The organism is Flaviaestuariibacter terrae, from assembly GCF_054777635.1.
The window spans coordinates 133,892-146,472 of record NZ_BAAHAL010000006.1 but is presented as its reverse complement, the minus strand read 5'-3'; the positions used below and the strand labels follow the sequence as shown (position 1 = coordinate 146,472).

Here is a 12,581-nt window from a genome sequence, read left to right as displayed (position 1 = left end):
AGGAGAATGCCCTTATTTATTTTTCATTTGTAGGAAATCAGCAAGCCCTTCCCGTTATTCAATATTCAATGGCTATTAAATATTATTCATTGGCTCCGCCTAGGGTCGTTCCTGCGCCCTGAGCCAGCGCTCGGGAATATCGTTGTTGCTGGCCTGCTGGTAGTCTTTGTAGGAGCAGGCGATGAATTGCTCGTCGGGAAGCTGCATCCACCAGCGACCGGTACGCTTGCTTTGTAGAAATACGGTATCGACTTCGGCGAAGAGGGTATGAAACTCGTTGAACGAATCGCGCTCGCTGAGCGACACCTCGCGGTTCCCGCGGCTGCAGCCGTCCACGAAATACCAAAGCATATGGGCGATCTGCTGCGCCGTCAGGCCGTCGCGGTCGCGCTCGGGAAGAAAGCCGTAGATGCCGAGGCTTTCCAGGTGCGGGCTCATGCCGGCATATTGCATCAGCGTGCAGGCTTCCTCGCCGTTCAGGCCGTTGGGCGAAAGCGTGCTGGCGGGCGCAAATGCGCTGGCGAAAGCCGACATATCGAAGCTCATAAAGTGGCAATTACGGATCACCGGCTCCATCTCCTCGATGTGCTCCTTCACGGTGCCGACGCGGAAACAATCGAACCGGAGCTTGTCCATCGTTTCGAGCATCCGCGGATGGACGTAATAGCTCTGGAAGGCCAGGTGGTTATAGTGCTTCAGGTGGTTGGGCTCGGCGGTGAGCAGCTCCATCAGGAAGTTGTCGGCGCGTTTCGGCGAGTCGATATGGATATCGACGATGGCGTCGACACCAACCGCCTCAACGGTCTTTGCATCGTCGGCAAAGGCATAGTACTGCGCCAGCGTCAGGTCGTGCGAGCCGCCCAGCACCACAACGCGCTTGCCGATGCCCATAAGCTCCTTGATCACGATCTTCAGCGCGGCCTGCGAGTCGGCCTGGCTGTTGCCCGCCTTTACATTTCCGATATCGGCCAGTTGCACATCGGTATGCCAGTAGTACAGGTCGTAAAAAGCCTTCCGCACGGCATCCGGCGCAATGCTGAGACCGCGGTGGCCGCTCCCGCGCTGCTCGCCGCAGCCCACCAGCACCACCTGTGCGGCATCGAGATCGGGAAACTGCTCCTCGTACAAGGCGATCACTTTACCGACCTGCCCCTCGCGGTAGCCGGCATCCTCCGACAGGAGGGCGGTATTGACCGGTTCCAGGAAATCCACTAGGCTGAGGTAATCCGACATCGTTTGAATTTGCGGCAAACTTAAGCAATGGGTCGCTAGTTTTACCGGCCAAACGGCACCGACATGAAAGGTATCTGCACAGTAATCGCCGTCCTGATTTGCACGCTCCTCCAGGCCCAGCGCACGATCCGCTTCGACATACGAAGCCGGCGCGACAGCAGCGTCATCCCCTATGCATCGGCCGAGGGCAAAGGACTGCAGGCAAAGCCGGCCGATGATTCGGGCCATCTCGAGGTCCGCGTGCCCGGGCCCGTTACCATTACCTTCAGCGCCGTTGGCTTTGCATCGCTCACCTACCGCGTTACCGACAGCACGGCGGGCCCCGTCCGGATCTTCCTGCTGCCCTCCGAAAAAGAAGAAGCGGCCGTCGTGGTTACTTCCTTCCGCACCAACAGCCGCATCGAAAACCTGCCGACGCGGGTGGAGGTACTGGGCAGCGAGGAAGTTGACGAAGAAACCGGGATCAAGCCGGGCAACATTGCCTCGCTTATCGGCGATATAGCCGGCGTTCAGATCCAGCAGGCGTCGGCAGTTTCGGGAAACGTAGAAATGCGGATCCAGGGCCTGCCCGGTCAATACACGCAATTACTCCGCGACGGGATGCCGCTGTTTGGCGCGTTCGCGGGCAACTTCTCCGTGCTGCAGCTACCCCCGCTCGACCTGAAGCAGATCGAGATCGTGAAAGGCTCTTCGTCGACACTCTACGGGGGCGGCGCCATCGCGGGCATGGTCAACGTGGTTACGCGGCGGCCGGTGGAAGGCGCGATGGAGAAAACGATCCTGCTCAATCAAAGCTCGCTCGGCGAATCGAATGTGAACCTTTACCTGTCGCAGCGCCGCGGGCGCCAGGGCTTTACCCTTTTCGCAGGCGTCAACCGGCAAACGGTAAGGGACGTCGATGGCGACGGCTATACCGACCTGGCGCGCTCGCGAAGCATCGTGCTGCACCCGGTGCTGTACTTCTACCCTTCTGCCACGCAAACGCTGTCGATCGGCTACAACGGCAACTTCGAAGTGCGCAGTGGCGGCGACATCCTCCAGCTCGAAGGCAGGGGCGATGCGCAGCACGCTTTCTTCATCCGCAACCGCATCACACGGCACAGCGCCGACCTGCAATGGGAAGCGCGCCCGAACAGCGACCGCCGCATCACGCTGAAAGCGATCGGAAGCTGGCTCGACCGGAGCATTGCCGCCAATACCTTCACGCAGGATTTTACGGCGAGGCAGTTCTCGTATTACACCGAGCTTTCTTCGTTCCGGCACTACAGCAAACACGACCTTGTATCCGGGATCAATGTGCAGGGGCAGGCCTTTCGCGCGCCGGGGCTCAGGCTTCCGGGCGAAAGCTATACGACCTTCGGCGTTTTTGTACAGAACGACTGGCGGCTGCACCCGAAGCTGACGCTCGAGTCGGGGTTCCGCTTTGATTACAATAGCACCGTGCAGGCTTTTCCGCTGCCGCGCCTGTCGCTGCTGTACCGTATTTCCCCGGTATGGACAGCGCGCCTCGGCGGCGGCTATGGCTACCGAGTCCCCTCCGCCTTCAGCAACGACCTCGACGAACGCAACTACCCGCTGCTCCGCGACGGGGGCAGCACGGCAGAGCGGGCACACGGCGCCAACTTCGACGTCAACTTCCACCAACGGATCGATGAGGCGGACCTGACCATCAACCAATCCTTCTTCATCACCTCCGTAAGCCGCGTAGCGGAGCTGGAGTCGGTTCCCGGTGGATTGCGCCTCCACAACTGGCCCGAAAAAGAGCCCTTGCGGACGCAGGGCACCGAAACCTACGTGCAGCTGCGCATCGACGAGCTGGAAGCTTACCTGGGTTATACATTCACGGATGCCGTACGCCGCTACTTTCCGCGACAACCGCAGCAGCCGCTCATCGCGCGCGACAAATTCGCCGCGCTCCTGGCCTACGAGTTCACCGACAACTTCCGGCTGGGTATCGAAGCATCGCATATCGGGCAGCAGTACCGCGAAGACGGCAGCCGTACGCCCGCGTACTTCCTGTCTGCGGCCATGATCCGCTACGATTGGCGCAAAATATCTTTCGTGCTGAACTGCGAGAACCTGTTTGACTACCGCCAAAGCCGCGAGGAATCCCTCGTGGCCGGCGGAACGCCGCAGAGCCCGCTGTTCCGCGAGCTCTGGGCGCCGATCGACGGCCGGGTGGTCAACCTGTCGGTTCGTATCAGGTGGTAAAACCGGCATTTCCTCCTACTCTTTGGGAAGGCCCGGGGATGGGCTTATCTTCGCGGCCATGGACGCTATCCTCCAACAGATCAACGAGTATAAGCAAGAGATCGAAAGTGCCGACCTGGGAAACAGCCAGTCACTGGAAGCTTTCCGCATCCGGTTTCTCGGCAGCAAAGGCATTGTGAAAGGCCTCATGGGCGAAATGCGCCATGTGCCCGCGGAGCAGAAAAAGGAGTTCGGGCAGTTGCTCAACGACTTCAAGCTGTTTGCCGAGAGCCGGTTTGAAGGCGCCCGCGAAGGCCTGGAAAACGGAGCTGCGACGGAAGATTCCGGCCAGGACCTGAGCCTGCCCGGTGACCCGCTGCAAGCCGGTACGCGCCACCCCCTGAGCCTCGTGCGCCAGCGTATCATCAACATCTTCCAGCGTCTTGGCTTCGCCGTGGCCGATGGCCCCGAGATCGAGGATGACTGGCACAACTTTACCGCGCTCAACCTGCACGAGAACCATCCTGCGCGTGATATGCAGGATACGTTCTACATCCACCAGAACCCGGACTGGCTGCTGCGGACGCACACGTCCAACGTGCAGATCCGCGAGATGGAAAAGGGCAAGCTCCCGATCCGCATTATCTGCCCGGGCCGCGTGTACCGCAACGAGACCATCTCGGCGCGTGCGCACTGCTTCTTCCACCAGGTGGAAGGATTGTATATCGACGAGCACGTTTCCTTTGCCGACCTGAAACAGACGCTTTATTTCTTTGTGAAGGAGATGTTTGGCCCGGATATCAAAGTGCGTTTCCGTCCCTCCTACTTCCCGTTCACCGAGCCTTCGGCCGAGATGGATGTGACCTGCACCATCTGCGGCGGATCGGGTTGCGGCCTTTGCAAGCACACGGGCTGGGTGGAGATCATGGGCTGCGGCATGGTGCACCCGAAGGTGCTCGAAAACTGCGGCATCGACTCCAACAAATACACGGGCTATGCCTTCGGCATGGGCGTGGAGCGCATCACGCAGATCCGCTACAACGTCAACGACCTTCGTCTCTATTCACAGAATGATGTGCGCTTCCTCCGGCAATTTACCGGGGCGGTATAGGTTAATGAAGTAGTCTGCTAATCTGCTAGTCTGCTAATAAAAAGCGTTCGCCGGTTGGCGAACGCTTTTTTATGGTACCATGCTACTTCTACATAGTGCTGCTTTCTACAAGGCCCACAAAAAAGCCGGACAACGCCCGGCTTGAAAAAATTAAGTGGTTGTTACACGATATCCCACACCTCGTTGCCGCGGAGGAGCTTGTCGAGGTCGGCGCCTTTGCGGGCTTTGGCGTCTTCGAGCTGGAGGGCCATCATGTCTTCGTAGGTGGGACGCTCGGTTTCGTAAAACACGCCGAAGGGACGCGGCAGGTGGCGGTCGGCGCGGGGATCGTCGAACATGCGGGTGAGCAATTGTGCCTTGAGCAGGTCGCCTTCGTCATGGATCCAGAGATCGTCGGCAGAAACGCCTTCGCCCAGGGTTACCACCTCGGGGCGGAGACCGTTGAGCCGGACGCCCTTGTTCTGCGAGGCTCCGAAAATCAGCGGCTTGCCATTTTCCAGGAAGAGCGCCTCTTCGGCCTTCGTGCCTTTTTCGGTAAAAATTTCGAAGGCGCCGTCGTTGAAGATGTTGCAGTTCTGGTAGATCTCGAGGAAGGACGTGCCGTGGTGACCGTGGGCGCGCTGGAGCATCGCCTGCAGGTGCTTCGGGTCGCGGTCCATGGAGCGGGCCACAAAGCTCGCGTCGCCGCCAAGCACCACCGCCAGCGGGTTGAAGGGGTGGTCGATCGAGCCCATCGGCGTCGACTTGGTCACTTTGTTCTCCTCGGAGGTGGGCGAATATTGGCCCTTCGTCAATCCGTAGATCTGGTTATTGAACAGCAGCACGTTCACATCGAAGTTGCGGCGCATGAGGTGCATCGTGTGGTTGAGGCCGATGGAGAGCCCGTCGCCGTCGCCGGTTACGATCCACACGCTGAGCTCGGGGCGCGCGGCCTTCAGCCCGGAGGCGATGGCGGTGGCGCGGCCGTGGATCGAGTGCATGCCGTAAGTGTTCATGTAGTAGGGAAAGCGGGACGAGCAGCCGATACCGGAGATGATCACGATATCTTCTTTCGGCACACCGATCGTCGGCATCACCTTCTGCACCTGCGCCAGGATGGAATAGTCGCCGCAGCCCGGGCACCAGCGCACCTCCTGGTCGGTGGCGAAGTCCTTGGGGGAAAGTTGGGGGCGATCTACTGTTGTCGTTTCCATATTAAAATGTTCAATAGTCAATGTTCAATACTCAATATTCAAGGGCTTTTCTTATCGCCCCTTTCTTCGGGCTGTGGCGATGCTTTTCGCGAAAATCGACACCAGCTCGTTCGTTTCCTTCAGATGCGCCGTGAGCGACAGGCTTACGATCAGTTGCGCTTTCACCACGATCTTGAGCGCGACCCGGCATTCTTTCAGCTCCTTCAGCACAATTCCGAGCTTATGTACAAAATCCGCATTGGACTCCGCAGCCTGTGCTTCGCCATAGTTAAAAGCCGGCGATTGGGAAGATCGCGTGAGCTGACCTGCTACATTATTTCCTACCCGGTCATTGGGCAATGCCCGGATCACGTCAATCATCATGCACGCGTAGTTGATCAGTCTTTCTTCCAGGTCGTAGATCCGTGCTCGCTCCATACTTGAAAATTGAACATTGAGTATTGACTATTGAGCATTTGAATGCCCAGCAAAACTCCGCTGTTCCATTTTCAAAGCCATGATGCTTTAAACAGCAAAAAAACTGTTTTTTTAACTTCCAACCAGCTCCTCCCAGTACTCCGCCGCCCGCCGCGTATGCGGGATCACGATCGTTCCGCCCACGATATTGGCTACGGCAAAGACCTCGTACAGTTCCTCGGTGCTGACGCCGTTCTCGTGGCACTTGCCCACATGGTACTTGATGCAGTCGTCGCAGCGGAGCACCATGCTGGCTACGAGGCCGAGCAGCTCCTTTGTTTTCACGTCGAGGGCGCCTTTCTCGTAGGTGTTCGTATCGAGGTTCCAGAGGCGCTTCATCACGAGGTTGTTCTTGCTCAGGATCACCTCGTTCATCTTCGCCCGGTAGTCGTTGAATTCGTCGGCCAGTTTACCCATTTTCTCTTGCTGTTGAAGCCGCAAAGGTAGCCAAATACCGGCAGCTGTTTTTGTTAAGGAAGGCTCCGCGGTTTTTTCTTAAATTGGGCGCTCCGAAGCACAAACGATGAAAAAAACAACACTGGCCCTGGCCGTATTCGCCGGCATCCTGGCGCTTTCCTTCACCATCCGCCACGACGAGCCCAAGTATAAAAACCTCAAGATCCTCCCCAAGAACGTCAGCAAGGAGCAGATGGACTCGGTGATGCACCATTTTTCCGCAGCCCTCGGCCAGCGCTGCAACTTCTGCCATGTTCGCATCGATTCCACCAAAACCTGGGACTTTGCCTCCGACGCCAACAAGCACAAGCTCGTGGCCCGCAACATGATGAAGATGACCAACAGCATCAACAGCAAGTATTTCGAGGAAGCCGGCAATCCCAAAAAGCTCGAAACGAAGCTCATGGTAACCTGCTTTACCTGCCACGGCGGCAAGGTAGAACCGGCAACGATCCCGCCGCCGCGCGAGCAGCGCACGCAGCAGCCCCGCCCCCAAAGCGGCACCGATAGCGTGAAAGTCAGGCAGTAAAAAGGGTTTTGAAGGTTTTGAAGGTTCTGAAGGTTCTGAAGGTTGTGAAGGTTTTGAGGGTTTTGCGGGTTAGGGATTGAATGGGCAAGTGACCACTGCACTCCTTTGTCAACCTTAAGAACGTCAACAACCTTAAGAACCCTGAGAACCTGGAGAACCATTCCGTTTGTCCCGTTCTTACCTTAGGCGTTCTATGGAAGGAACATTCGATTTCGGCATGATCGGCATCGGGGTCATGGGCTCCAACCTGCTGCTCAATATCGCCGAGCAAGGCTATTCGGTTATCGGCTTCGACCTCAAAGAAGAACGCGCCCGCGCACTCGAGGAAGCCGCGCCTGCGGGCACTACCGTTAAAGGCATCACCGACATCGCGGTCTTTGCGGCATCCCTGAAAAAGCCACGCAAGCTGATGATGCTCGTGCCGGCCGGCAAGCCGGTGGACGACGTCATCGCCAACCTGCTGCCCCACCTCGAATCGGGCGACATCCTCATCGACGGCGGCAACTCCTATTACAAAGATACCCGCGCCCGTATCCAGCGCCTGCAGCCGCAGGGCCTCCACTTCTTCGGCATGGGCGTATCGGGTGGCGAGCTCGGCGCGCGCCTCGGCCCCAGCATGATGCCCGGCGGCGACGAGGAAGCCTATATCTACCTAAAGGCCATCCTCGAATCGGTAGCCGCCAAGGCCGATGGAAAGCCCTGCGTGGCCTATATGGGCCGCGAGGCCGCCGGCCACTATGTGAAGATGGTGCACAACGGTATCGAGTACGCCCTCATGCAACTTATCAGCGAAGGCTACGACCTGCTCCGCCGCGGCGGGGGCTATAACAACGGCCGTCTGTCGGAGCTCTTCGGACGCTGGAACAGCGGTCTGCTCCGCTCCTACCTGGTGGAGATCAGCTCCGAGATTTTCCGCGTGGTGGACGAAGGCGACACCGTAGCGCTCGTCGACAAGATCCTCGACGCAGCCGGCTCGAAGGGCACCGGCAAATGGACCTCGCAGGACGCGATGGACATCCCCGTTTCCATCCCCACCATCGACGCCGCGGTGGCCATGCGCGACCTGTCGGTATACAAAGACCAGCGCAAGCTGGCGGCGAAGCAGTACCCGCTCACATCGTCGCCGGTAGAGATCGACGAGCCCGAGCTGGAGGCGGCGCTGGCTTTTGCCTTCGTGATCGCCTACCACCAGGGCATGAGCCTCCTGGCCGAAGCTTCGAAAGCCTATCAAATGCGGATCCCGCTCGGCGCTGTGATCCAGGTATGGAAGGCTGGCTGCATCATCCGCTCGGGGCTGCTGCCGCTCTTCGAACAGGTTTATATCGACAACCCCGACGCCGCGGGCCTGCTCCTGCATCCGCACGTTGCCACATTCATTACTCCGAAGGCCGATGCGGCCCGCGCCGTGCTGGTAAAGGCCACCCGCGCCGGCATACCGGTATCGGGGCTCGCCAGCGCCCTCAGCTACTTCGATGCCTACCGCAGCGAGCGTATGCCGAGCAATCTTATCCAGGCCCAGCGCGATTACTTCGGCGCCCACACCTACCGCCGGATCGACAAGGAAGGCGTGTTTCATACAGAATGGCAAAAAGATCAATAAAACAGTTTGTAGTCTGTAGTTTGAAGTTTGTGGTTATCTGCCGCAGTGACTACAACTACAAACCACAAACTCCAAACTACAAACTATCTCATGGTTCCCACCCTCATCTACATATTCGGCGGCACCGGCGACCTCGCCCACCGCAAGCTGTTTCCCGCACTTTTTAATCTGTATATCGATGGCTACCTGCCGCCCGAGCTCCGGATCGTAGGTATGGGCCGTACGGAAATGGCCGAGACCACGTACCGGCAGGAAATGCGCAAAAGCGTTAAGGAATTCTCTCGGCGCCCCGAGCTGCTCGTGAAGCACTGGCAGAAGTTTTCCAAAGCCATCGAATTCCGAAGCGCCGACCTCAACAACGACAAAGCCTATAAAGAAATGTCGGCCGACTGGCGGGAATTTCAGCAGGAATACGGCAAGGAAGCGCAGATCATCTTTTACCTGTCGGTGGCGCCGCAGCTCGCCCCGATCATCGCGAAGCGCCTGCACCAGCACAAGCTCTGCTCCGACCCGGCGCGCAGCCGTATCGTTTTTGAAAAGCCCTTCGGCCATGACTTCGAAAGCGCCCGCCAGCTCAACGCCACGCTGGGCGAGCTTTTCCGCGAGGAGCAGATCTACCGGATCGATCACTTTCTGGGCAAGGAAACCGTTCAGAATATCCTGGCGCTCCGATTTGCCAACGCCCTCTTCGAGCCCATCTGGAACTCCAATTATATCTCGCACGTGCAGATCACCGCGGCCGAAACCGTGAGCATCGAAAACCGCGGCTCCTATTACGAGAACTCGGGTGCGCTGCGCGATATGGTGCAGAACCACGTGCTGCAGATGCTTTGCATGGTGGCGATGGAGGCCCCGATCTCCTTCAAGGCCGACGAGATCCGCAACAAGAAGCTCGACGTGCTGCAGGCCCTGCGGCATATGCGCCCCGAAGAGGTGCACCGCTACGCCGTACGCGGGCAATATGGCCCGGGCTGGAACAAAGGCAAGAAAGTACCCGGCTACCGCGAGGAAAAAGCGGTGAACCCCGAGTCGAACGTGGAGACCTTCGCTGCCGTCAAGTTTTTCGTGGACAACTGGCGCTGGAAGGACGTTCCGTTTTACGTGCGCACCGGGAAAAGCCTCACGGCCAAGGAAACGCTTATCTCGATACAGTTCAAGCCGGCGCCGGATTATGCTTTCCCCGATGAGGCCACCCACACCTGGCGCCCGAACCGCCTCGTGATCGGGATCGCGCCCAAAATGGACATCCGGCTGCGCTTCCAGGCCAAGCAGCCCGGGCCGCAGATGTCGCTCCGCCCCGTCGACATGGTATTCAGCTACGCCAGCCGCGACGAGGAGGATTGCCAGCCCGAAGCCTACGAGACCCTGCTGCAGGACGTCATCGAGGGCAACCCGACGCTGTTCATGCGCGCCGACCAGGTGGAAGCCGCCTGGCGGGTCATCCGCCCTATCATGGAGGTCTGGGCAGCCAAGCCACCGGTCGATTTTCCCAACTACGGACCCGGCTCCTGGGGTCCCGAGGACGCCGAAGCGCTCATCGCCCGCGACGGTTTCAACTGGGCGACGCTCCCGGAAGGATAACCCGGTTTTGAGTTTTCGGTTTTCGGTTTGGGATCAAACCGAAAGCCGCCCATCTGAAACGCAAAACATAAAACTCAAAACGTAAAACCCAAAACGTAAAACCGGAAACTCGAAACTGTAACCCGTCTCCCTCCTCCTCCGGCACGTTTTTAGGTCTATATCCCGAAAATTCAGGCTTATGTTATGGCAAGGACGGCGCGAGAGCGGTAATGTAGAAGACCGGCGGGGCATGGGTGGTGGCACCATCGCGGCCGGCGGTGGCATTCTCGGGGTGATCGCCCTGGTGCTCAACTTTTTATTGGGTGGCGGCAGCAACAACGGCGGCGGTCAGCAGATCCCGGTGCCGGGCGGGCAGCAGCCCGTGTCGACCGAGCAGCGGGCACAGCAGGACCAGCTGGCAAGCTTTGTCAAGGTGGTGCTGGCCGATACCGAAGATACCTGGGGCGATATTTTCCGCAAAGCCGGGGAAACCTATACGCCGCCTACGCTGGTACTTTTCAGCGGCGGCACCCAGAGCGGCTGCGGTACCGCCTCGGCGCAGACGGGCCCCTTCTACTGCCCGGCCGACCAGAAACTCTACGTGGACCTTTCCTTCTATGATGAGCTCCGTGACCGCTTCGGCGGCGGCGGTGACTTTGCGATGGCCTATGTCGTGGCCCACGAGGTGGGGCACCATATCCAGACGCTGATGGGAACTTCCGAGAAGATGGCCCGCCTGCGTAACCGCGTCAGCGAGGCCGAATACAACCAGTATTCCGTGCGGATGGAGCTCCAGGCCGATTTCTATGCCGGCGTATTTGCCCACTACCAGAAGGGCAAGGGCTACCTGGAGGCCGGCGATATCGAGGAAGCGCTGCGTGCGGCCAACGCCATTGGCGACGACCGCCTCCAGAAGGAGGCCCAGGGCTACGCGGTTCCGGAAAGCTTTACCCACGGCACCTCCGAGCAGCGGATGCGCTGGTTCAAAAAAGGCTTCGATACCGGCGACATCAGCCAGGGAGATACGTTTGGAACCAACCAGTTATAAAAAACGATCTCTGATCTTTAAGACAGTGCTCACAAATAAATCCTACATCCGAGATCCGAGATCCGAGATTAAATTCCTACCTTTGCGGTCCTTTCACAAAGCCGACGGGTGTGGTGACCTGTAGGCAGCGATCGAAAAAATTCGCCCGGTTCTCCCCGGGCCCATTTCAAAAAAAGGTAAAGAAACTGATATGAAACGTACATTCCAACCTCATCGCCGCCGTCGTAAGACCGTTCACGGCTTCCGTAAGCGTATGCAAAGTGCCAATGGCCGCAAAGTCCTGGCCAGCCGCCGCGCCAAGGGCCGCCACAAGCTGACCGTTAGCGATGAGCGCAAACTCAAATAAGCAATAAGCCGATCCGGCTTGCCCACATACTTGAAAGCCCCGGCACCCGGGGCTTTTTTCATGGGCTGCCGGAAACGACCGGAAGAAGGGCCTGACCTACCTTCGCTATTCGTTATCTACCCATCGACACGCTCTTCAATGAAACGCTACGGCCTGTCCCGCACCGAAAAACTCAAAAGCCGCAAGGCGATCGACGCGCTTTTCCGCGAGGGACGCCGCTTTTCGGTGTTCCCGGTGCTGACCTGGTACCGCTGGACGGCCGGAGGCAAAGGGCCTGCTCTGCAGGCGGGCTTTACCTGCAGCAAGAAGCACTTCAAGCGCGCCGTCGACCGGAACCGGGTAAAGCGCCTGCTCCGCGAAGCCTACCGCCTGCAGAAGCCCGATTTCCTCGATTGGGCAACGGCGCAAGGGCTTCGGGGCGAGCTTTTTTTCGTATTTATCGACAAGGAGCTGCCCACGCTCGAGAGCCTGCAGGCCGCGGTTGGCAAAAGCCTGCGCACCCTTCAAAAGAAAAGCCATGAAGCAGCTCACTAAGATCCTCGCCCTGCCCTTTATCGGGCTGATCCGCATCTACCAGAAGGTGATCTCGCCCTGGCTCGGTCCCTCCTGCCGCTACACGCCCACCTGCTCGCAATATGGCCTCGAGGCGTTCAAAAAACACGGAGTATTCAAGGGCTTCTGGCTTACCCTGAAGCGCGTCGGCAGCTGCCATCCCTGGGGCGGAAGCGGGTATGATCCGGTGCCCTGATCGTGAATCGTCAATCGTGAATCGTCAATCGTCAATCCCGGAAACAATCAGCGGATGCTTATGGCATCCGCTGATTCATTTTGGCTGTTACATTCAGCACGGGCGGCACCC

At 58.6% G+C, this 12,581-nt stretch carries 13 protein-coding genes; 9 read left to right on the top strand and 4 right to left on the bottom strand.

Annotated features, from left to right (window positions below; genetic code table 11):
- Positions 1-99: 99 nt before the first annotated feature.
- On the bottom strand, positions 100-1,233 hold the full coding sequence (locus ACYU7Z_RS01350) for an arginase family protein (RefSeq protein ID WP_460566860.1): 1,134 nt from the start codon (positions 1,231-1,233) through the stop codon (positions 100-102).
- Between the two features lie 63 nt (positions 1,234-1,296).
- Here ACYU7Z_RS01350 and ACYU7Z_RS01345 point away from each other — a divergent pair, with 63 nt between their 5' ends.
- Together ACYU7Z_RS01345 and ACYU7Z_RS01340 are read left to right on the top strand one after the other, a co-directional pair.
- Positions 1,297-3,444, top strand: coding sequence for a TonB-dependent receptor plug domain-containing protein (locus ACYU7Z_RS01345; RefSeq protein ID WP_460566858.1), 2,148 nt, complete (start codon positions 1,297-1,299; stop codon positions 3,442-3,444).
- 58 nt (positions 3,445-3,502) lie between these two features.
- Positions 3,503-4,534 (top strand): phenylalanine--tRNA ligase subunit alpha, encoded by a 1,032-nt coding sequence (locus tag ACYU7Z_RS01340; protein ID WP_460566855.1) that lies wholly within the window; start codon positions 3,503-3,505, stop codon positions 4,532-4,534.
- A 161-nt stretch (positions 4,535-4,695) separates the two neighbouring features.
- On the opposite strand, the gene ACYU7Z_RS01335 is transcribed toward ACYU7Z_RS01340, so the two are convergent.
- The 3 genes from ACYU7Z_RS01335 to ACYU7Z_RS01325 form a co-directional block, all read right to left on the bottom strand.
- Positions 4,696-5,727: a 2-oxoacid:ferredoxin oxidoreductase subunit beta gene (locus ACYU7Z_RS01335; RefSeq protein ID WP_460566853.1), complete on the bottom strand. Its 1,032-nt coding sequence runs from the start codon at positions 5,725-5,727 to the stop codon at positions 4,696-4,698.
- Positions 5,728-5,778: 51 nt separating this feature from the next.
- Positions 5,779-6,144, bottom strand: coding sequence for a four helix bundle protein (locus tag ACYU7Z_RS01330; RefSeq protein ID WP_460566851.1), 366 nt, complete (start codon positions 6,142-6,144; stop codon positions 5,779-5,781).
- Positions 6,145-6,255: 111 nt separating this feature from the next.
- Complete coding sequence (locus ACYU7Z_RS01325) at positions 6,256-6,600, bottom strand: carboxymuconolactone decarboxylase family protein (RefSeq protein WP_460566849.1); 345 nt, start codon at positions 6,598-6,600, stop codon at positions 6,256-6,258.
- A 106-nt stretch (positions 6,601-6,706) separates the two neighbouring features.
- On the opposite strand from ACYU7Z_RS01325, the gene ACYU7Z_RS01320 reads away from it, so the two are divergent.
- From ACYU7Z_RS01320 to yidD, 7 genes are all read left to right on the top strand, one after another.
- On the top strand, positions 6,707-7,168 hold the full coding sequence (locus ACYU7Z_RS01320; RefSeq protein ID WP_460566847.1) for a c-type cytochrome: 462 nt from the start codon (positions 6,707-6,709) through the stop codon (positions 7,166-7,168).
- Between the two features lie 193 nt (positions 7,169-7,361).
- Positions 7,362-8,768: an NADP(+)-dependent, decarboxylating phosphogluconate dehydrogenase gene (gene gndA, locus ACYU7Z_RS01315; RefSeq protein WP_460566845.1), complete on the top strand. Its 1,407-nt coding sequence runs from the start codon at positions 7,362-7,364 to the stop codon at positions 8,766-8,768.
- Between the two features lie 90 nt (positions 8,769-8,858).
- Positions 8,859-10,349 carry a glucose-6-phosphate dehydrogenase gene (gene zwf / locus ACYU7Z_RS01310; RefSeq protein WP_460566843.1) on the top strand — a complete coding sequence of 497 codons (1,491 nt, stop codon included), beginning with the start codon at positions 8,859-8,861 and terminating at the stop codon, positions 10,347-10,349.
- 178 nt (positions 10,350-10,527) lie between these two features.
- Entirely contained in the window at positions 10,528-11,376 is an 849-nt protein-coding gene (ypfJ, locus tag ACYU7Z_RS01305) for a KPN_02809 family neutral zinc metallopeptidase (protein ID WP_460566841.1), read from the top strand.
- 190 nt (positions 11,377-11,566) lie between these two features.
- The gene (rpmH, locus tag ACYU7Z_RS01300; RefSeq protein WP_146788998.1) at positions 11,567-11,722 is read left to right on the top strand and encodes a 50S ribosomal protein L34; all 156 of its coding nucleotides are present in this window, start codon (positions 11,567-11,569) and stop codon (positions 11,720-11,722) included.
- Positions 11,723-11,860: 138 nt separating this feature from the next.
- Positions 11,861-12,256, top strand: a complete 396-nt coding sequence (gene rnpA, locus ACYU7Z_RS01295) for a ribonuclease P protein component (protein ID WP_460566838.1) — start codon at positions 11,861-11,863, stop codon at positions 12,254-12,256.
- Positions 12,240-12,470, top strand: coding sequence for a membrane protein insertion efficiency factor YidD (gene yidD, locus ACYU7Z_RS01290; RefSeq protein WP_460566836.1), 231 nt, complete (start codon positions 12,240-12,242; stop codon positions 12,468-12,470). The genes rnpA and yidD overlap by 17 nt, the downstream gene beginning before the upstream one ends.
- Positions 12,471-12,581 lie beyond the last annotated feature (111 nt).